This is a genomic window from Tatumella saanichensis, assembly GCF_000439375.1.
Taxonomy (GTDB): Bacteria; Pseudomonadota; Gammaproteobacteria; order Enterobacterales; family Enterobacteriaceae; genus Tatumella; species Tatumella saanichensis.
On sequence record NZ_ATMI01000012.1, the window covers coordinates 109,511 to 129,950 of the forward strand.

At 51.4% G+C, this 20,440-nt stretch carries 19 protein-coding genes; 9 read left to right on the forward strand and 10 right to left on the reverse strand.

Annotated elements, in window-relative coordinates; genetic code table 11:
- The first annotated feature begins 3 nt into the window (after positions 1-3).
- The 4 genes from sapC to fabI all read left to right on the forward strand — a co-directional run bounded on the left by sapC (position 4) and on the right by fabI (position 3,628).
- Positions 4-894: a putrescine export ABC transporter permease SapC gene (gene sapC / locus DW47_RS0106200; protein WP_029685528.1), complete on the forward strand. Its 891-nt coding sequence runs from the start codon at positions 4-6 to the stop codon at positions 892-894.
- The gene (gene sapD, locus DW47_RS0106205) at positions 894-1,889 is read left to right on the forward strand and encodes a putrescine export ABC transporter ATP-binding protein SapD (protein ID WP_029685529.1); all 996 of its coding nucleotides are present in this window, start codon (positions 894-896) and stop codon (positions 1,887-1,889) included. Before sapC ends, sapD begins: the two co-directional genes overlap by 1 nt.
- 2 nt (positions 1,890-1,891) lie before the next feature.
- Entirely contained in the window at positions 1,892-2,698 is an 807-nt protein-coding gene (gene sapF, locus DW47_RS0106210; RefSeq protein WP_029685530.1) for a putrescine export ABC transporter ATP-binding protein SapF, read from the forward strand.
- A gap of 141 nt (positions 2,699-2,839) precedes the next feature.
- On the forward strand, positions 2,840-3,628 hold the full coding sequence (fabI, locus tag DW47_RS0106215) for an enoyl-ACP reductase FabI (RefSeq protein ID WP_029685531.1): 789 nt from the start codon (positions 2,840-2,842) through the stop codon (positions 3,626-3,628).
- Between the two features lie 97 nt (positions 3,629-3,725).
- Here fabI and DW47_RS0106220 read toward each other — a convergent pair whose 3' ends face one another.
- Positions 3,726-4,652: a LysR family transcriptional regulator gene (locus tag DW47_RS0106220; protein ID WP_029685532.1), complete on the reverse strand. Its 927-nt coding sequence runs from the start codon at positions 4,650-4,652 to the stop codon at positions 3,726-3,728.
- 214 nt (positions 4,653-4,866) lie between these two features.
- Here DW47_RS0106220 and DW47_RS0106225 point away from each other — a divergent pair, with 214 nt between their 5' ends.
- Both DW47_RS0106225 and DW47_RS0106230 read left to right on the forward strand, forming a co-directional pair.
- Positions 4,867-7,176: an FdhF/YdeP family oxidoreductase gene (locus tag DW47_RS0106225; RefSeq protein WP_029685533.1), complete on the forward strand. Its 2,310-nt coding sequence runs from the start codon at positions 4,867-4,869 to the stop codon at positions 7,174-7,176.
- Between the two features lie 127 nt (positions 7,177-7,303).
- Positions 7,304-9,238 (forward strand): exoribonuclease II, encoded by a 1,935-nt coding sequence (locus DW47_RS0106230; RefSeq protein ID WP_029685535.1) that lies wholly within the window; start codon positions 7,304-7,306, stop codon positions 9,236-9,238.
- A gap of 91 nt (positions 9,239-9,329) precedes the next feature.
- Here DW47_RS0106230 and DW47_RS0106235 read toward each other — a convergent pair whose 3' ends face one another.
- Positions 9,330-10,052: an SDR family oxidoreductase gene (locus DW47_RS0106235; RefSeq protein WP_029685536.1), complete on the reverse strand. Its 723-nt coding sequence runs from the start codon at positions 10,050-10,052 to the stop codon at positions 9,330-9,332.
- Between the two features lie 114 nt (positions 10,053-10,166).
- Between DW47_RS0106235 and DW47_RS0106240 the strand changes: the two genes are divergently transcribed.
- Positions 10,167-11,186 carry a LysR family transcriptional regulator gene (locus tag DW47_RS0106240; RefSeq protein WP_071846613.1) on the forward strand — a complete coding sequence of 340 codons (1,020 nt, stop codon included), beginning with the start codon at positions 10,167-10,169 and terminating at the stop codon, positions 11,184-11,186.
- A 271-nt stretch (positions 11,187-11,457) separates the two neighbouring features.
- Positions 11,458-11,670, forward strand: a complete 213-nt coding sequence (osmB, locus tag DW47_RS0106245; RefSeq protein ID WP_029685538.1) for an osmotically-inducible lipoprotein OsmB — start codon at positions 11,458-11,460, stop codon at positions 11,668-11,670.
- 44 nt (positions 11,671-11,714) lie between these two features.
- Here the strand turns inward: osmB and yciH are convergent, their stop codons facing one another.
- From yciH to DW47_RS0106270, 5 genes are all read right to left on the reverse strand, one after another.
- Complete coding sequence (gene yciH / locus DW47_RS0106250; RefSeq protein ID WP_029685540.1) at positions 11,715-12,035, reverse strand: stress response translation initiation inhibitor YciH; 321 nt, start codon at positions 12,033-12,035, stop codon at positions 11,715-11,717.
- The gene (gene pyrF, locus DW47_RS0106255) at positions 12,035-12,757 is read right to left on the reverse strand and encodes an orotidine-5'-phosphate decarboxylase (protein WP_029685542.1); all 723 of its coding nucleotides are present in this window, start codon (positions 12,755-12,757) and stop codon (positions 12,035-12,037) included. Before pyrF ends, yciH begins: the two co-directional genes overlap by 1 nt.
- Positions 12,758-12,932: 175 nt before the next feature.
- Positions 12,933-14,102, reverse strand: a complete 1,170-nt coding sequence (lapB, locus tag DW47_RS0106260) for a lipopolysaccharide assembly protein LapB (protein WP_029685543.1) — start codon at positions 14,100-14,102, stop codon at positions 12,933-12,935.
- 6 nt (positions 14,103-14,108) lie between these two features.
- Positions 14,109-14,399 carry a LapA family protein gene (locus DW47_RS0106265; RefSeq protein ID WP_029685544.1) on the reverse strand — a complete coding sequence of 97 codons (291 nt, stop codon included), beginning with the start codon at positions 14,397-14,399 and terminating at the stop codon, positions 14,109-14,111.
- A 156-nt stretch (positions 14,400-14,555) separates the two neighbouring features.
- Entirely contained in the window at positions 14,556-15,278 is a 723-nt protein-coding gene (locus tag DW47_RS0106270; RefSeq protein WP_051150840.1) for a phosphatase PAP2 family protein, read from the reverse strand.
- A 211-nt stretch (positions 15,279-15,489) separates the two neighbouring features.
- Here DW47_RS0106270 and ribA point away from each other — a divergent pair, with 211 nt between their 5' ends.
- On the forward strand, positions 15,490-16,092 hold the full coding sequence (ribA, locus tag DW47_RS0106275) for a GTP cyclohydrolase II (protein ID WP_029685546.1): 603 nt from the start codon (positions 15,490-15,492) through the stop codon (positions 16,090-16,092).
- Positions 16,093-16,122: 30 nt separating this feature from the next.
- Here the strand turns inward: ribA and DW47_RS17330 are convergent, their stop codons facing one another.
- The 3 genes from DW47_RS17330 to topA all read right to left on the reverse strand — a co-directional run bounded on the left by DW47_RS17330 (position 16,123) and on the right by topA (position 20,161).
- On the reverse strand, positions 16,123-16,305 hold the full coding sequence (locus DW47_RS17330; protein WP_152473138.1) for a hypothetical protein: 183 nt from the start codon (positions 16,303-16,305) through the stop codon (positions 16,123-16,125).
- An 84-nt stretch (positions 16,306-16,389) separates the two neighbouring features.
- Complete coding sequence (gene cysB / locus DW47_RS0106285) at positions 16,390-17,364, reverse strand: HTH-type transcriptional regulator CysB (protein WP_029685548.1); 975 nt, start codon at positions 17,362-17,364, stop codon at positions 16,390-16,392.
- Between the two features lie 199 nt (positions 17,365-17,563).
- A complete protein-coding gene (gene topA, locus DW47_RS0106290) occupies positions 17,564-20,161 on the reverse strand; it encodes a type I DNA topoisomerase (protein WP_029685549.1) in 2,598 nt (865 codons plus the stop codon).
- Positions 20,162-20,440: the final 279 nt, after the last annotated feature.

Sequence of the window (20,440 nt, forward strand, 5' to 3'; positions counted from 1 at the left end):
AGGATGCCTTCAGATAATGTCTACCAGGAAAAACGCCTACCCGGTGCGTTCCGTCAGTCTTGGGCTAAGTTTTACCATGACACCTCGGCAATGGTCGGCCTTTACGGCTTTGCCGCGCTGATTTTCCTCTGCCTGTTTGGCGGTTTGCTGGCCCCCTATGGGGTCGATCAGCAATTTATGGGCTACCAATTATTGCCCCCTTCTTGGTCCCGCTATGGGGATGTCTCCTTCTTTCTCGGCACCGATGACCTGGGACGGGATGTACTGAGCCGCTTATTAAGTGGTGTTGCCCCAACGGTCGGGTCTGCCCTACTGGTAACGCTGTTTTCTGCGCTCTGCGCCCTGATACCGGGGATCGTCGCCGGGTTAACCCGCGGATTGCGTTCTGCGCTGATGAACCACATTCTGGATACCCTGCTGTCGATCCCGTCGATGCTGCTGGCCATTATCGTCGTCGCCTTCGTTGGCCCCGGGCTGTTTCATGCTCTGGTGGCGGTATGGCTGGCGCTGATGCCACGGCTGATCCGCGCGTTTTATATGGCTATCCATGATCAGATGGAAAAAGAATATGTGGTCGCGGCACGGCTGGACGGAGCCAGCCTGGTTATTCTGCTGAAAGACACCATTTTTCCCAATGTATTACCGGTGTTGGTCAGCGAGTTTACCCGCGGTTTTTCGATGGCTATCTTGGATATTGCCGCCCTCGGTTTTCTTGGCTTGGGTGCGCAATTACCCTCGCCAGAATGGGGAGCGATGCTCGGGGATTCATTAGAACTGGTTTATGCGGCCCCCTGGACAGTGATGCTGCCCGGGGTGTTACTGATGGTCAGTGTGTTGATCATTAATCTGCTGGGTGACGGTGTCCGTCGTGCCATTGAGGCGGGAGTCAAATAATGCCATTACTGGATATCCGTAATCTGACCATTGAGTTTTTTACTGCTGAAGGTCCCGTTAAGGCGGTGGATCGTATCAACCTCACCTTAACGGAAGGTGAAATTCGCGGCTTGGTCGGCGAGTCTGGCTCCGGAAAAAGCCTGATCGCAAAAGCGATCTGTGGCGTTACCTCGGATAACTGGCGGGTGACTGCCGATCGGATGCGTTTTAATGATGTGGATTTGTTGCGCCTGTCACCTCGCGAACGCCGTAAAATTATCGGCCACAATATTTCGATGATTTTCCAAGAGCCGCAATCTTGTCTCGATCCCTCGGAAAGTATCGGACGGCAGTTGGTTCAGGCGATCCCAGGGTGGACTTTTAAAGGCCGCTGGTTCCAGCGCTGCTGGTTCTGGCGTAAAAAGCGGGCCATTGAATTACTGCACCGTGTTGGCATCAAAGATCATAAAGATATTATGCGCAGCTTCCCTTACGAACTGACCGAGGGGGAGTGTCAAAAGGTGATGATTGCCATTGCCTTGGCCACTAAACCCCGTCTGCTGATCGCGGATGAGCCAACGAATGCCATGGAGCCGACCACCCAGGCGCAGATTTTCCGCCTGCTCAGCCGCCTCAACCAGAACAACAATACGACCATCCTGCTGATCAGCCACGATTTGCGCACCCTGGGTCAATGGGCTAACCGGATTAATGTGATGTACTGTGGACAGACCGTCGAAACGGCGGTCAGTGATGAGCTGATCGCCAGTCCGCACCACCCCTATACCCAAGCATTAATCCGCTCAATGCCCGATTTTGGTCAATCCCTGCCCCATAAAAGCCGCCTGAACACACTCTCTGGGGCAATTCCCTCGCTGGAACATCTTCCTATCGGCTGCCGACTGGGACCACGCTGTCCCTATGCCCAGCGTAAATGCATTGAGGCCCCGGCGCTGACTGGCACTAAAAGCCATAAATACGCCTGCCACTTTCCACTCAATAAAGAGTTGCAGTAACTATGGAAACCTTACTCGAAGTCCGCGATCTGTCGAAAACCTATCGCTACAAAACTGGCCTATTCCGTCCACAACATGTGGATGCGGTAAAAAATGTCAGTTTTACCCTGCGTGAGCGACAGACATTGGCGATTATCGGTGAAAATGGCTCGGGTAAATCGACCCTGGCCAAGATGCTGAGCGGAATGATCGAGCCTTCCTCCGGCGAAATTATCATTAATAACCATGCGCTAAGTTTCGGTGATTACGGCTACCGCAGCCAAGTGATCCGTATGATATTCCAAGACCCCAGCACCTCATTGAACCCCCGCCAACGGGTCAGCCAGATCCTTGACTTGCCCTTACGCCTAAATACGTCATTGAACCCGCAACAGCGTGAAGCGCGTATTATTGAGACATTGCGCAAAGTCGGCCTGCTGCGTGACCATGCTGGCTATTTTCCGCATATGCTGGCGCCTGGACAAAAACAGCGCCTAGCGTTGGCCCGTGCCTTGATCCTCCAGCCAAAAGTCATTGTCGCAGATGAGGCCTTAGCCTCCTTGGATATGACCATGCGCTCGCAACTGGTCAACTTGATGCTCGAGCTACAGGAGCGGGATGGTCTGTCATTTATCTATGTGACCCAACATATCGGCATGATGAAACATATCAGCGATTTTGTGATGGTGATGCATCAGGGTGAGGTAGTAGAGCGTGGCGGCACCGCCGATGTACTAGCCTCGCCGTTGCACGATCTGACCAAGCGCTTGATCCACAGCCATTTCGGTGAGGCACTGACCGCTGAGGCTTGGCGAAAAAACCAACGATAACCGGTATAATCAGGCTCAGTTGTCGCGTATCTTTACCTGATAGCACAATGTCGTGTTAGAATCCCCCCATTGAACATTGCGGCTGGCTTGCTAAATCAACAACCGCCGCCAACAACAATAACCATTTTAAGGATTACATCTATGGGTTTTCTTTCCGGTAAGCGCATTCTGATCACTGGTGTTGCCAGTAAATTATCCATCGCATGGGGTATTGCCCAGGCTATGCATAAGCAGGGTGCGGAACTGGCTTTTACTTACCAAAATGAAAAATTAAAAGCCCGCGTAGAAGAATTTGCCAAAGACCTGGGTTCAGACATCGTTCTGCCTTGTGACGTTGCCGAAGACGAAAGCATTAAGTCCCTGTTCACCGAACTGGAAAAAGTCTGGCCAAAATTTGACGGCTTTGTTCACTCTATCGGTTTCGCACCAGGGGATCAGTTAGACGGTGACTACGTTAACGCAGTGACCCGTGAAGGCTTCAAAATCGCTCACGACATCAGTGCTTATAGCTTTGTAGCAATGGCTAAAGAGTGTCGTGCCATGCTGAATCCGAACGCTGCCCTGCTGACCCTATCTTACCTGGGTGCAGAACGCGCTATCCCTAACTACAACGTGATGGGTCTGGCAAAAGCCTCTCTGGAAGCTAACGTTCGTTACATGGCTAACGCTATGGGTCCAGAAAGCGTACGTGTTAACGCCGTATCTGCCGGTCCAATTCGTACCCTGGCCGCTTCCGGAATCAAAGATTTCCGTAAGATGCTGTCTCATTGTGAAGCGGTGACCCCAATTCGTCGTACTGTGACCATCGAAGATGTCGGTAACTCCGCAGCCTTCCTGTGTTCAGATCTGGCGGGTGGTATCACCGGTGAAGTGGTTCACGTTGACGGCGGTTTCAGCATCGCGGCAATGAACGAACTGGAACTGAAATAAGTTCCCTAGCAGGCGGTGTTCACCGCCTGCTTTTTTAGTTCTCTTCCCCCGCCTGCTTTGCCCTGAAGCCGCGCAGTTCCCGTTCCTACCCGAACAATCAGTCTGTTATCATCTCTGCCTGCTGGCTAATTCCACGCAATGCATATCGCGCTTCGTCAAAAAAGTGTTGTACCAGCGGTGTCGCTTTACCGGCACCGGCGATCACCATCGCCCCCTGACGCCCCATGGTAGGCATATCCACGGCAGACTGCGTCAGTCCTTGCTGCAAGGCGGGCAGGATACTGCTTTTCGGAGCCAGCATTACTCCCATACCGAAATGGGCACTTTCAAGCAATTGCAATACCGAAGCACTTTCGATGATCACCCGTAGCGACAACCCCGCTTGGCGAAAACAGGTATCCAGGTAACGACGAAAATAGCGGGTCGGTTCGGCCAAACAGAGTGGGTTTACCGCAACCTCCTTCATTGATAGCCGGTGTTTGCCAACCAAAGCTGGGAAATGTTGCGCCGCATACAGGGCCACCACCCCACCATCCGCAAATAGCGCATCCTGAAACTGCAGCGAACGCAAGGTAGACATCTCAAAGAAGCCGAAGGCAACGTCGACAGTGTGGCTATTAATTGCCTCCAATAACTGGTCGGCACTCATCACCTCCACGCGGTAATTAATTTCCGGATAACGTTGTGACACAGCATGCAAAACACTGCTTAACGTAAGGCTGCATTGCGGGACCACACCAATACGTAAGGTGCCTTTGATACCGTGTTTCATGGCATCGACTTCCAGTTTTAATCCTTGATAGACGGACACCATTTCCCGCGCCCAGGTCAATACCCGTTCCCCTTCCGGCGTAAAACCAGAAAAGCTATTGCTACGATTGATCAGGGAAACCCCCAACTCATTTTCAAGATTTTTGAGGCGCATGGACAGGGTCGGTTGGCTGACAAAACTGGCTTCTGCCGCACGGCCAAAATGCTTTTCCTGTTCAAGGTTACATAAGTACACCAGCTGTTTTAAATCCATGCTCTCCTGCCCTGAATCTGAAGATGACACTACATCTGTTTTGACACATCCCGCGAGTGTCAAGCGATAGAGGAGATTATACACCCACCTGACGATAAGCGACCTCTATCGCTCGTTTATTGCAATCAATTAGACATCCACCGCCCACATAAGCACAATTGAACCTCATTGTCGCAACAGATCATTAACATCAGCAAACAGAAGCGGTCAATTTATGAAATTCAAACGCCAGATCAAGCCTTATCACGCCGCCGCCGGAGGCTGGGGTTCATTGGAAGCAACCACCCGGTTTGTCCTGGACAGTAAAGCTGCATTAAAAAATATGCGTAATCTGATGCGTATGAATAAAGCCCGTGGTTTTGATTGCCCTGGTTGCGCGTGGGGCGATGATAATAAAAGCACGTTTAGCTTCTGTGAAAACGGCGCTAAAGCGGTGACCTGGGAAGCGACCCGCCGCACCGTGGATCCGGCCTTTTTTGCATCCCATAGCGTCAGCCGCTTATACGCGGAAAGTGACTACTTTTTAGAATATCAAGGGCGCCTGACCCACCCGCTCTCTTATAACGCCGAAACCGACCATTATGAGCCAATAAGCTGGGAAGATGCGTTCTCAATCATTGCCCGTCATATTGACGCCATGGACAATCAGAACCAGATCGAACTCTATACTTCCGGGCGCGCCAGTAACGAGGCCTCTTGGCTTTATCAGTTATTTGGCCGCATGCTCGGCACCAATAACTTCCCAGACTGTTCGAATATGTGTCACGAGGCCAGTGGAACCGGCTTAAAACGCAGTATCGGTGTCGGTAAAGGTACTATCCGTCTTGATGACTTCGACAGTGCCGACGCGATATTCGTGTTTGGACAGAACCCCGGCACCAATCACCCACGTATGCTGCACAGCCTACGACATGCCGCCGATCACGGTGCGAAGATTGTCACCTTCAATACGCTACGGGAACGTGGTCTGGAGCGTTTCGCCGATCCGCAAAAACCATTGGAAATTGTGACGCCGATGGCAGGCACCATTAGCTCTGCCTATTACCAGCCACACCTCGGTGGCGATATGGCCGCAATACGTGGGATGGTGAAAGCTCTGCTGGAAGCGCATCGCCGTGATATCGAGAACGGCGGCGTGGGTATTTTCGATCAACCCTTTATTGATCATTATACCCAGGGTGTTGAGGGCTATCTAGCGGCGGTAGATGCCACCGACTGGCAGACCATTGTTCAGCAGTCAGGGCTTACAGAAGAGCAGGTCCGTCAAGCCGCCGCGATTTATCAAAGTGCTGAACGGGTAATCTGTACCTGGGCCATGGGCGTAACTCAACATAAACATTCGGTGGATACCGTTCGCGAAATTGTTAACCTGCAATTGCTGTTCGGTCAGTTAGGTAAAAAAGGCGCTGGCCTCTGTCCGGTTCGCGGTCATAGTAACGTTCAGGGCAACCGCACCATGGGGATTGATGAAAAACCGAATGCCCCTTTCCTAGATGCCCTGGCAAGCCACTTTGATTTTGAACCGCCGCGCCGTGCCGGACACAACACCGTAGAAGCCATCGAAGCGATGCTACGGGATGAGATCAAAGTACTAATCACCCTAGGTGGCAACCTAGCCGCCGCGGCTCCAGATTCGCCGCGCACTGAAGAAGCGTTACAGCGTTGTGGCCTAACAGTCCATATCAGTACCAAACTGAACCGTACCCATTTAGTGCCCGGCTATGAAAATAGTCTGATCCTACCGACCCTCGGCCGTACCGAACGCGACGTTCAGCGCAGCGGTCCACAGTTCATTACCGTTGAAGACTCTTTCAGCATGGTGCATGCCTCAGAAGGAGTCGGTATCCCATTGGCGGATACTCAGCGCTCTGAGACCGCTATCGTCGCCGGGATTGCCAATGCGGTATTGGGTAGCGATAAAGCCGACTGGCTGGCAATGGCGGACGATTACGCGGTGATCCGTGAGCATATCGCCGCGACCATTCCCGGTTTCGCCGATTTCAATCAGAAATGCGAACAACCTGGGGGATTTTATTTAGGGAATGCAGCCGCCAGACTGGAATTTAACACCCCATCAGGGAAAGCAGAGTTCAATGCCGCTATGCTGCCGCGCTCACTCTTCCCACAGCTCAATGACCGTCATGTGCCTTTTGTGATGCAGACGTTACGCTCCCATGACCAATACAACACCACGATTTATGGCCTGGATGACCGCTATCGTGGGGTTTACGGTCAACGCAAGGTGGTGTTTATTCATCCCCAGGATATGGCGGAGCAAGGCTTGCAGGAAGGTCAACAGGTGGATATTGAAACCCTGTGGAATGACGGTATCACCCGCCAAGTCTATGGATTTGTACTGGTGCCCTATAATATTCCCCGTGGCAATTTGGCTGCCTATTATCCGGAAACTAATCCACTGGTGCCACTTTCCAGCTATGGTGATGGCAGCGGAACCCCAACCTCAAAATCAATTCCGGTGAAACTATCCTTAAGCCCACAATTGCCGTCAATGCGTATTGCCTAAGGCCCAAACTGCCAAAAAGCCGGCTGCCACGCCGGCTTTTTTTATCTTTCTCCGTTTGGCTATTGCCCGACAGGGGTGATTCGCGTAAAACTGTCAGCCGCTGTTAGGCCACGAAACTAAAAAAATTATGTTCCAGGATAATCCGCTGCTGTCGCAGCTTAAAGAAACGCTTCATGCACAGACCCCCCGCGCTGAGGGTGTGGTAAAAGGTACCGATAAAGGTTTTGGCTTTTTAGAAGTCGATGCCCAGAAAAGCTACTTTATTCCACCTCCGCAGATGAAAAAAGTGATGCACGGTGACCGTATTGTTGCGGTGATCCAGAGCAATAACGGTAAGGAGAGCGCTGAGCCTGAAACGCTGGTTGAACCTTTCCTGACACGTTTTGTTGGCCGTGTTCAGAAAAAAGATGATCGTTTATCGATTATCCCTGACCACCCACTGCTCAAAGATGCTATCGCCTGTCGCCCTGCACGTCAGCTGGAACATAATTTCCAAGCTGGTGACTGGGCGGTGGCTGAAATGCGCCGCCATCCTCTGAAGGGTGACCGTAATTTCTATGCAGAGCTGACCGAATATATTACCTACGCGGATGACCATTTAGCTCCGTGGTGGGTGACACTGTCACGCCACAATCTGGAGCGTGAAGCCCCGGATGTCGGCTTTGGCGATATGCTCGACGAAAAGCTTGAGCGTGAGGATCTTACCGCGCTGCCATTTATCACTATCGACAGTGCCAGCACCGAAGATATGGATGATGCGCTCTTCACCGAAGAGTTACCCGACGGCAAACTGCGCCTGACGGTGGCGATCGCCGATCCTACCGCCTATGTGCCGCAAGGCAGTGAGCTGGATAAGCTGGCCTCACTGCGTGCGTTCACCAACTATTTGCCCGGATTCAATATTCCGATGCTGCCCCGTGAGCTGTCTGATGATGTTTGCTCACTGCGTCCGGGTGAACGTCGTCCGGTACTGGCCTGTCATATCGTGATCGATAAAGACGGTACTCCGCAAGCTGACCCTCATTTCTTTGCTGCCTGGATTGAGTCAAAAGCTAAACTGGCCTATGACAATGTCTCTGACTGGCTGGAAAATATCGGAGACTGGAAGCCTGAAAGCGAAACGATTGCCCAGCAGATCACCCTGCTGCACCGTTTTTGCCTGGCACGACACGAATGGCGTAAAACCCATGCGCTGGTGTTTAAAGACCGTCCTGACTACCGCTTTGTTCTCGGCGAAAAAGGCGAAGTGCTGGAGATCGTCGCAGAGCCGCGTCGCATCGCCAATCGGATGATCGAAGAAGCCATGATCACTGCCAACATCTGTGCCGCTAAAGTGCTGGCAGATCGTTTAGGTTTTGGGGTCTACAACCTGCACCCTGGCTTTGATGAAACCAATGCCGAGTTAGTCGCCGCGGTACTGGCTAACCATGACCTGACCGTAGATCCGAAAGAGATCGCCACACTGGAAGGGTTCAAAGTGATGCGCCGTCATCTGGACAGCTTGCCTACTCAGTATCTGGATAGCCGTATTCGTCGTTTCCAGTCATTCGCGGAAATAGGCACTCAGCCAGGACCACATTTCGGTCTGGGTCTAGAGGCTTATGCCACTTGGACGTCACCTATCCGTAAATACGGCGATATGGTGAACCACCGTCTGTTGAAAGCGATTATCCTCGGTGAACAGGCGCAACAGCCAGATGCGGAACTGACTACCATCATGGGTGAGCGCCGCCGTCTAAACCGCATGGCCGAACGTGATGTCGGTGACTGGTTATATGCTCGTTATCTTGCCCCTTATGCTGGGACGGAACAGAAATTTGCCGCCGAAGTGATTGATGTCTCCCGTGGCGGGATGCGCGTACGTCTGACTGAACTGGGGGCCGTCGCCTTTATCCCTGCTCCGTTCATCCACAGTGTCCGTGATGAACTGGTATGCAGTCAGGAAAACGGCACCGTGCAGATCAAAGGGGAAGTCCGTTATCGCGTCACTGACCTTATCGACGTCACCATCGCAGAGGTCCGTATGGAAAACCGTAATGTGGTAGCCCGTCCGGTAGCATGACCTTTCACTGCGTGTCGTCACTGACGACACGCAGTGTTATTCCTGTCTTCGATTATCACTCTCTTTCCCATTACACCCAGAGTCTCTCCGGTTACCAATCCACCGATTTTCCAAACCGATCACAATATATCAGGCCCGGTTTATCCCGTCGGTTTTCAATGGTATTAACGATGTCAGGGACAGTCTCTTCCAGGGTAAAGGCAGCATTGTCACCGCCCAATACAGTCCGGATCCAACCCGGTGCTAGCAGTAACAACGAACGCTCAGGATGCAATGATGACTCACGGGCAGCATAGCTGCGCATAAACTGGTTTAGCGCGGCTTTACTACCGCGGTAGAGCTCCTTGCCCCCTTGGCGATTACGACTGATACTGCCTTGCCCGGAGGACATAACCCCGATTAATCCGTCTGGTTTAACCCGCGTTTGCAAGCCATCTATCACCCGCATCGGGGATAAGGCATTGGTGACCATGACTTCAACAAATTCTTGATTGCTGAGGGTGGCGATAGGGGCATCCTGATGTTGATTTGCCGTGCCCGCATTGATAAACAGCACATCAAAGCGTCTCTCTGATAAGCGCTGATACAGTGCAGTGATCTGAAGTGTATCGGTAATATCCAATAACTCAGTCATTAAGTGCTGTGGATAACGCTGAGACAGCGCCGTCAACTCGTCATTGGCGAGGTTGCGGACGGTGGCCGTCACTTCCCAGCCTCGGCGAAGAAATTCATCAACCATTGCCAACCCAATACCCCTTGATGCACCGATCAATAATATCCGTGGCGTTTGCTTGCTTATACTGGCTTCAGACATCGTTTTCTCGCTGTATAGGTGGAGTAAGTGGTCAGCATAACCGGCATCTAAAGATTGCACCAGACGCACCCTATGCAATAATAGATTGCATCTTATGCAAGTGTGGCCTCTAAAATGACGATTAACTCCGTTGATATGAATTTGCTCAAGGCGCTGGATGTCTTGCTCACAGAGTGCAGTGTAACCCGGGCGGCCGGAAGCTTGGGTCTCAGCGTGTCCGCAATGAGCCGCACGTTGAGTCGGTTACGCAAAGTTACTGGCGATCCATTACTGGTTCAGGCTGGACGCGAACTTGTGCCAACCCCCTATGCATTGAGCATCCGTGAACGTGTCCATGATGTCAGGTTAACTGCTGACGAATTGCTGCAACCTGCGCAAAAAGAGGTCGACCCGACTACCTTGGAACGTACCTTTACGATAAGAGCGAATGAAGGGTTTATCGACCTGACGGCCAGCCAACTCGCTGCCCAGTTACAGCAACACGCACCACGGGTGTGTCTACGTTTTGTGCTAAAAGAAGACAAAGATGCCTTGCCTCTACGGGAAGGAAGTATCGACCTGGAGATCGGTGTCGCTGACACCCAAGCCCCGGAGATAAAAACTCGATCCTTATTCCGTGACCAATTCGTCGCAGTTTGCCGGAGCGACCACCCGCTGTTACAACAACCCATTACTGCTGAGCGTTATGTCGGTTATCCTCATGTTGTAGCATCCCGTAGGGGGCACAAACACGGGCCCGTGGATCCCGCCCTTGCTAAACTGGGTTTACAGCGACACGTCGCCATGGTCGTGCCGAGTTTTAGCAATGTCATGCGTACGACACGGCAATCCGACCTTATTGGCTTGGTCCCTTCATCGCTTATCAGTAGTACCGAAGTAGGCAATGTAAATGCGCTCGGTCTGACATCTTTCCCGCTACCGGTCAACACCCCTGAGATTACCATCTCTGCACTCTGGCACCCGCGACTGCATAACTGTCCGCAACACCGCTGGTTACGAGAAACCATTAGGGCACTCTGTCAGCAGCTCTGGCAGGATCAATCCCAGTCAGGGGCGGATAACGGGACTGGAAGCAAAATAGCAACTGAGGTTACTGATAACAGGTACTGCCCACAAAGCCTCCCGCCAGAATGACATTCATCACGCAGCAGCAAAAAACGAGGTAAAGTGTAGCAGTCACGATCAGGGTAGATTGGGGGCCATTCATCTTCTATGCTTATCAAAGATTCGGAGTAATCAATCTGTCTTTTAGGATCAACATCCCTAAAATAAGCGCCACGCTGCGAGTACCGTTGGAATTCTCAGCTTGAAAGAACTCTGTTTCCCTTGAATTTCATGCGGGTCGATTATTCTATTTCAGTCATTTTATCCGCCGTTTACCGGCAGATAAACAAAGGAGAAGACTGTGATAACCTTAAAAAAATCATTCATTTCAGTACTGGCGATGACGGTTATCGTCTGCAGCCTGAGCGGTTGCGGCAATATGTCAAAGCGTGATCGTCATACTGCTCTGGGAGCAGGTATTGGCGCCATTGGCGGCAATATCTTGACCGGTGGTAGTACCCTCGGCACCCTGGGAGGGGCTGCTGTGGGTGGCGTGATCGGTCACCAACATTGATAAGATAAAAAGGGCCATTACGGCCCTTTTTTACACTAAGCGGCTCAACCGCCTGCTAATTTGACTTTATGGCCTTTGGCTTCCAGTAACGTTTTAAGTAAATCCCGTTTATCACCCTGGATTTCAATATCGCCCTCTTTGACTGCTCCACCACAACCGCATTTCTTTTTCAGTTCCGCAGCTAATTTCCCTAATTCCGCATCGGCGAGGTCGAGGCCGGTAATGATACAGACGCCCTTGCCTTTACGTCCGCTGGTTTGCCGCTGGATGCGAACGATCCCATCACCTTTTGGACGCGCAACTGCTGGTTCATCTGCTTTGATGCGGCCGGTTTCGGTAGAGTAGACCAAATTGTCCCGAGCCATTATGCCCCCTGCAATGAGTGAAGAATATCCTGTAACGCCGCCGCTGGATCTGCCGCTTGGGTGATGGGGCGACCAATGACCATATAGTCGACACCGGCTTGTAACGCCTGTGGAGGGGTCATAATCCGGCGCTGATCCTGCGCCGCACTACCTACCGGGCGAATGCCTGGCGTCACCAGCCGGAAACCCTCACCAAGCGCCTGCTTAAAGCTGACAGCTTCATGGGCAGAACAGACTACCCCATCCAGCCCGCAAGACTGGGTCAGTTTTGCCAGATGTAAAGCATGTTCCGCTGGGCTACGTTCGATACCAATATCTCGCAGGTCACTGGCTTCCATACTGGTTAATACCGTCACAGCAATCAGTAGCGGTGCCTGGTCACCAAAAGGCAGCAGGGCCTCACGGGCTGCATTCATCATCCGTGCGCCACCACTAGCATGTACATTGACCATCCATACCCCAAGATCAGCCGCAGCAGCCACCGCGTGGGCAACGGTATTTGGAATATCATGGAATTTTAGATCAAGGAAAACCTCAAAACCCCGCGAATGAAGGGTTTTTACCCATGCGGGGCCAAAACGCGTAAACATCTCTTTACCGACTTTCAGACGGCAGCTTTGCGGGTCGATAAGATCGACCAGGGCAGTCGCCCGATTGATATCGTCAAAATCCAGTGCAACCAGCACCGGAGAGGTAACAGAAGATGGCGATAATACAGTCATGCAGGGTTCCTTAAACAAGCAGGCGATCAGGCTATCGGTAAACGGCGCTTATTTTACCTGCCTGACCCATGATGTCACCCTTTTTACATTCGGCACCCTTCATTGCCATAATCGAATAGTATGTTGTAACTAAAGTGGCTACCAAAAAAACAGAGCCTGTGGCTCTGCCTTGTGGTTATTGACCATCTAGACCACGGATCGGTTTGACAGAGGCCCACGTGCGGCAGGACGGGCAATGCCAATAAATCGCATGGGCGGTGAAACCGCATTTCTGACAGCGATAACGGGGTTTAGTGCGAATTTGTTCTCCAACCATGTTCCGCAGTACCGCTAAACTCTGTTTAGCACGACCGTCCTCAGCATCTTGGAGATAATAGTTGATCAGACGATGAAAGCCACGGGTAGTAGGATGGTTTTCTAACTGCTTGGTCAGAAACACCTGCGCCGACTCTGAACCTTCGTTAATATCAAGAATGTCCGCCAAATAAAGTTCAGCAGCGTTACCGGTTTCATCCGCTACACAGCGCTGCAAAAATTCCAGCCAAGGCTGCGGGGTGTTCAAGCGCTGATAACAAGCTTCCATCAATGGAAGAACTTCACTGATAAAATCAGGATCCTGTTGCAGTACCCGCTGCATGCTTTGCACCGCTTTCTGGTCTTCCCCTTTTTCGATATAGATCCGTCCCATCATAATAGAAATCCGGGCACAGTTTTTATCCGCAGACTCCCCTTTTTTCAGCAGGCTAAGTCCTTTATCTAAATCGTCACTGCTCATCGCCTGTAACGCCAGTTCACAGTAAAGATGAGCAATCACCGTCTTCTGTTTGCTCTGGCCCAGTTTTACTAATCGTTCAGCGGTATCAATCGCCTGGCTCCAATCACTGGTCAGTTGATAGATTTGCAGTAACTGCTGCAAAGCACTTTCACGAAAATCGGTTTCATCAGTCAATTGGGCAAACATATCTTCAGCGCGGTCATAGAGGCCGGCAGCCAGATAATCGCGCCCTAACTGCTGAACCGCCAGTAAGCGCTGGTCATAATCCAGTGATGTGCTTTCCATCAGAGACTGGTGAATGCGGATCGCGCGATCCACTTCGCCACGAGAGCGAAACAGGTTGCCTAAGGTAAGATGCGCTTCTATCGCCCCACTGTCTTCTTTAAGCATATCGAGAAACAGATCAACGGCTTTATCCTGCTGGTTAGACAGCAAGAAGTTAACCCCGGTGACATAGTCCCGTGACAGACGGTTAGCCTCCTGCTGTTTATCCTGATGCGCACTTCGCCGCCCCATATACCAGCCATAGGCGGCAGCAACAGGCAGAAGCAGAAACAACAGCTCGAGCATAGAGGGTTATTCCTTCACCACAGCTTTGCCGGTGCCGGTTGAGGTCGAAGTTTCAAGACGTTTGATTTTACGCTGAGCGTGGGACAACGCCAGGCGGACTCGCAGCCAGAACAGACCACAGATTACCCAGCCGAGGATAAAACCGGCACCAAACAAGGTGGCCAGCAATGTCGACACGCGATAATCGCCCTGAGCAAGCAGATAATTAAAAGTCACAACTTGGTCATTTTTCGATCCAAGGGTAATGGAGATAATAAAAATGAACAGTACGACTAAAAAAATCACTAAATATTTCACAATGCATCCTGTTATCGTGTTTTCCGTGGGGGTCCCGTGACCGGCAACCTACTGTTGCACTGTCTGCACGAAACCGTCTGCCTGCACCCTCCTATTATGGGGATGCAAACGCCTTTTACAATCATACTTTGCATTAAGCTAGACGAATAACGCCCTTCAGGGCCGTCTTACCGGCATTTTTAACAGCCAGCACAGTAAGCAAACCCATACCGCGGCCACTGATATTGACATTATAACATCCCGTGGCCAGTGCATGCCCATTGCCATCCGACTCCACATCACCATGATTGCCCAGCCAAACACCACACCGACGACCCAGCGATGACGGGTTGGCTTTACCAGCGCTAAGATAAGCAGTGCCCAGCAAGCGGCAAACATACTGTGCCCTGAAGGGAAAGCATAGCCGGTTTCCTCTTCCCAGTGCTGTTTCAGAAACCCTGGTAGTTGAGGGTAGCCTGCAGTGACTTGAATCACCCACTGACGGCGTTCCGCGGTTGGCTGCTGATAAAAATCTGTGGTCGGGGTTCCAGTGACCTGCTGCATCCATACGGCGTAGGGACGGGGCTCCTTGACCTGGTGCTTAATCAGGGTGTTGATCCCCTGACCGCCCCATACCACTGCAACAATAAGCAGTGCCGCTTTCAATAGTTCAGTGCGGCCTGCCCCCTGCCTGCGTAGATAACTCAACAGCGCTACACCAAGTACCAGGGTGCTGACAACTCCCCACGGTCGAGTGACCGTTTGCGTCATGGCATAGAGAAATGGCAGTGCCGGCTGCGATGAGTGCGGTTGCCATTGCCAGCCGGAGCACCAGACGGCTACCGGCAATATCAAGAGGACCAGCATGCCGCTGCCGACCGTTGTTATCAGTTGTCGCATTATCAACACCTTGTTTGCGCTGTCTTTGTCAAAATAAGTATTACCTTTCCCTGCAGATTACCCTTATCCTGCTGGGTGTCGGATTGTGCTACTCGTGCCGGGCATGGCAGAGATTAATACCGACACAGTGACAATTATGGCACAATAAACGATTGAACTCTGGCATTCAGAGTGCTGATAACCCTACAGTTTTATAGTCGCGGAGTTTGACATGCAACTTAAGCGGGTGGCACAGGCCACACTGCCCACACCATGGGGTGACTTCCTGATGGTGGGTTTTGAAGAAATAAAGACCGGTAAAGATCACGTTGCGCTGGTGTATGGGGATATTTCCGGGAGTGCACCAGTGCTGGCCCGGGTCCACTCTGAATGTTTGACCGGTGATGCCCTGTTCAGTTTACGTTGTGACTGTGGCTTCCAGCTTGAGGCAGCCTTGAGCGCTATTGCTGCCGAAGGGCGTGGCGTGCTGCTCTATCACCGTCAGGAAGGACGTAATATCGGCCTACTGAATAAGATCCGTGCCTATGCATTGCAGGATCAAGGGCTGGATACCGTCGAAGCCAACTTGAAATTGGGCTTCAAAGCCGATGAACGTGATTTCACATTATGTGCAGAGATGTTCAACTTGTTGGATGTTCAAGCGGTTCGTTTGCTGACCAATAATCCACGCAAGGTCGCTGTCCTTTCCGAAGCAGGCATCAATATCAGTGAGCGAGTGCCACTAGAAGTCGGCCGCAACCCAAAAAATACCGGTTATTTAGATACCAAGGCATTGAAAATGGGTCATTTCCTACACCACGACGATAACGACTGATCCTGAATGACTGACTGCTGTGGCGAGCCTTCACCACAGCAGTATTCCCCCTATTGCCAGCAGTAGCCAGAACGCGATACAACAGACGAGCGCGGCTATCCAGATCCCCAACCGCTGCCCCCATTCTGGCGGGGCGTATTTCCGCGCGGCAACTTTTTGCCGAGAATAGCCAAACAGTCCCATGATGATCATCAGCAATCCTTGCCTACGCATGATTTTACCGGCACACCACCGGCAGTCCTCGGCCATTTTGACAATGACTCAATACCGGCGGCCTGATCCTAATCAACAGAATGCTTATTTCACTGGTAAGCGGATATCCTTAAACATGGCTTCGATATCGTCATTGGAACGCAACGCAATGGCAGCATCAACCACATCACGGGTCAGATGCGGCGCGAAACGCTGGATAAAATCGTACATATAGGTACGTAGGAAGCTACTGCTACGGAAACCGATTTTAGTGGTGCTGTAGGTGAAGATATCCGAGACATCGATTTTCACCAAATCAGTTTCGGTGACAGGGTCAATTGCCATACTGGCAATGACGCCAATCCCTAACCCTAGCCGAACATAGGTTTTAATGACATCAGCATCGGTGGCAGTAAAGACAATTTTTGGCGTCAGGCCGGCCTGATTAAACGCGGAATCCAGTTCTGAGCGTCCGGTAAAACCAAAAGTATAGGTCACCAACGGGTACTCGGCTAAATCCTGGATGGTAACACGCGTTTTGTCCGCCAGCGGATGACCATGAGGCACCACTATTGCGCGGTTCCAATGATAGCAAGGCAGCATCACTAAATCGTCATACAGGTGCAAGGCTTCGGTCGCAATCGCAAAATCTGCATTCCCTTTAGAGACTGCTTCGGCAATCTGCGTCGGCGACCCCTGATGCATGTGCAGAGATACCCGCGGGTAGCGCTGAATAAAGCCTTTAATCACCGGAGGCAGCGCATAACGTGCCTGAGTATGAGTGGTGGCCACATACAATGAGCCCTGATCCGGCCAGGTATGTTCACCGGCAACGGATTTAATGGCATCAACTTTCGATAATACTTCACGAGCGATTCGGATAATTTCATCACCGGCGGGAGTGACCTGAGTCAGGTGTTTACCACTGCGCGCAAAAATTTGCACACCCAGTTCATCTTCCAGCATCCGTACCTGTTTACTGATCCCCGGCTGAGAAGTGTAAAGCCCTTCCGCCGTCGAGGATACGTTCAAATTATGATTAACGACTTCGACGATATAACGTAATTGTTGTAATTTCATGGTCCACCTTTTCGGGACAAAAGGTCTTTAACGCCTGTATTCTTGTAAAGACAGGTCTTATAGATAACGGATTGATCAACAGAATACACACCCGGTGTGACTATAACCATTGTATCATCACAAGCATATTAACAGAACTAATGGATATAGCCTCAGGACGCAAAAAGGCCAGCATACGCTGGCCTTAAGTACTCGGCAGTTACTTCTTCGCTTCCTGCCATTTCCCGTCAATATAGAACATTGACCAACCGGTGGCTTTCCCGTCTTTTTCAGAAGAGATATATTGCTGCTTAGTTTTGCGACTAAAACGGACCAGGGTTTTATTACCTGCCGGGTCCGCAGCGGGGGCCTCGGTCAGATAAGCAAACTTCTGCGGCAGTCGGTCGTTAAAACGTTGGAGTTCTTCCACCAACGGTGCTCGCGTTTCCCGAGATTTCGGGAACGTGTTGGCCGCTAGGAAAATCCCCGCAGCCCCGTCACGCAGTACAAAATAAGCGTCTGATTTTTCACAAGGCAACTCAGGTAATGGAACCGGATCTTCTTTCGGCGGTGCCACATCACCATTACGCAGGATCTTACGGGTATTTTTACAGTCATCGTTAGTACAGGCCATGTACTTGCCGAAACGCCCCATTTTCAGGTGCATTTCGCTGCCACATTTTTCGCATTCGACTACCGGACCGTCATACCCTTTAATACGGAACTCACCCTGCTCGATTTCGTAACCGTCGCAACTCGGGTTGTTACCACAGACATGCAGTTTACGTTTTTCGTCGATCAGATAGCTGTCCATCGCGGTGCCACATTTACGACAACGCGGACGGGCACGCAGGGCATTGGTTTCTGCATCGTCCCCTTCCAGAATATTCAAAACTTCATTTTCCGGAATCAGGTTAATGGTCTGCTTACAGCGCTCTTTCGGTGGCAGCGCATAACCTGAACAGCCCAGGAATACTCCCGTGGTGGCCGTACGGATCCCCATTTCGCGCTCGCAAGTTGGGCACGCAATCGAGGTTAGCACCATCTGGTTCGGCTTCATGCCGCCCTGTTCCGGATCTTTATCGGCCTGCTCGAGCTGTTGGCTAAAATCAGTAAAAAAGTTATCTAATACCGCACGCCATTCGGCTTTTTCATTGGCCACTTGGTCAAGGTTATCTTCCATACGGGCGGTAAAATCGTAGTTCATCAGTTCGCGGAAGTTATCTTCCAAGCGATCGGTGACGATTTCCCCCATCTTCTCGGCATAGAAACGACGGCTTTCGACACGCACGTAACCCCGGTCTTGGATGGTGGAGATAATTGAGGCATAGGTTGAAGGACGACCGATACCTCGTTTTTCCAGCTCACGGACCAGCGATGCTTCACTGAAACGGGCCGGTGGCTTAGTGAAATGCTGTGCCGGGATCACTTCCGTCAGGGTTGGCTGTTCACCCACCTCTATCGGAGGCAGCGTCAAGTCATCATCATTCTTACGCAGTGCCGGCATTACCCGCGTCCAACCATCAAAACGCAGGGTACGGCCTTTGGCTTTCAGGCGGTAATCCCCCGCCACCACCGTCAGGGTGGTAGAGTCGTATTTAGCCGCGACCATCTGACAGGCCACAAACTGTCGCCAGATCAATTGATAGAGTTTCTGCGCATCCGCTTCCATATCCTTCAACTGTTCAGATACCACATTGACGTCTGAAGGACGGATAGCTTCATGGGCTTCTTGAGAATTATCTTTGTTGGCATACACCGTCGCTTCTTTCGGCAGATACTTATCTCCGAAATTTTCCGAAACGTAACCACGGGCCATAGCGATGGCATCCTGACTCAAGTTCGTCGAGTCGGTACGCATATAAGTGATATGACCAGCTTCATAAAGGCGCTGGGCCAGCATCATGGTTTTCTTAACACCGTAACCGAGACGCGTACTGGCTGCCTGCTGCAGTGTCGACGTAATAAACGGTGCACTGGGTTTACTGCTGGTCGGCTTATCTTCACGCTCGATCACCTGATAGCGGGCGTTCTCCAACGCGCTCACCGCAGACATCGTGGTCTCTTTGCTCACTGGACGGAAGGCTTTGTCGCCTTGGTGGGTCACACGCATCAACAACTCAGCACCCTGTGGGGTATTAAGACGCGCATCCACTTCCCAGTATTCTTCTGGTACAAAGGCTTTGATTTCCCGCTCACGCTCGACCACAAGGCGCACGGCCACTGACTGGACGCGGCCTGCGGATAAGCCACGGGCCACTTTTTTCCACAATAGCGGAGAGACCATATAGCCCACCACTCGATCCATAAAGCGACGGGCCTGCTGGGCATTAACACGGTCAATATTCAGCTCGCCCGGTTCTTCAAATGCCTGACGAATCGCATTTTTGGTTATTTCGTTAAACACGACACGACTAAAACGGGTATCATCGCCGCCAATCACTTCCCGCAGATGCCAAGCAATAGCTTCCCCTTCTCGGTCCAAATCCGTTGCCAGATAGATGTGATCCGCATCGGCCGCCAGAGCCTGCAACTCAGAAACAACTTTCTCTTTACCTGGTAAAATTTGGTAATTAGCTTTCCAGCCATGCCAAGGATCGACACCCATACGGTGAACCAGCGCACTTTTCTCGTCTTTTTTAACGCCTTTGGCGGCTTTTGCTTTACCGGTTTCCGCCGTCTTTTTAGCCAGTGAACCACTGGTTGGCAGATCACGAATATGCCCGACGCTGGACTTCACAACAAAGCCACTGCCAAGGTATTTATTAATAGTTTTTGCCTTTGCCGGTGACTCAACAATAACGAGTGCTTTACCCATAGATAACTTTACCTAATAAAAACGTCCTGAAGAACGGGAGAGGATAACTCCCCTGATTTGCAACAACTCTGATTGTCGCCGATTTCCGCAGTTCACAATAAAAAACCAGTGATTACTGATAATAGCCTAGGAATAACAGGTTGATTGAAATAATCTTTTATCCCGATCCGCCCGCTGGCTGTGATGCAGACTCCCTGATTCGCAAATCGTCCACACTGTACCTGATAAAATCCTTTACGCAACTTTATTAGCACGCTGCCATCTTGGCGGCTGACTCTG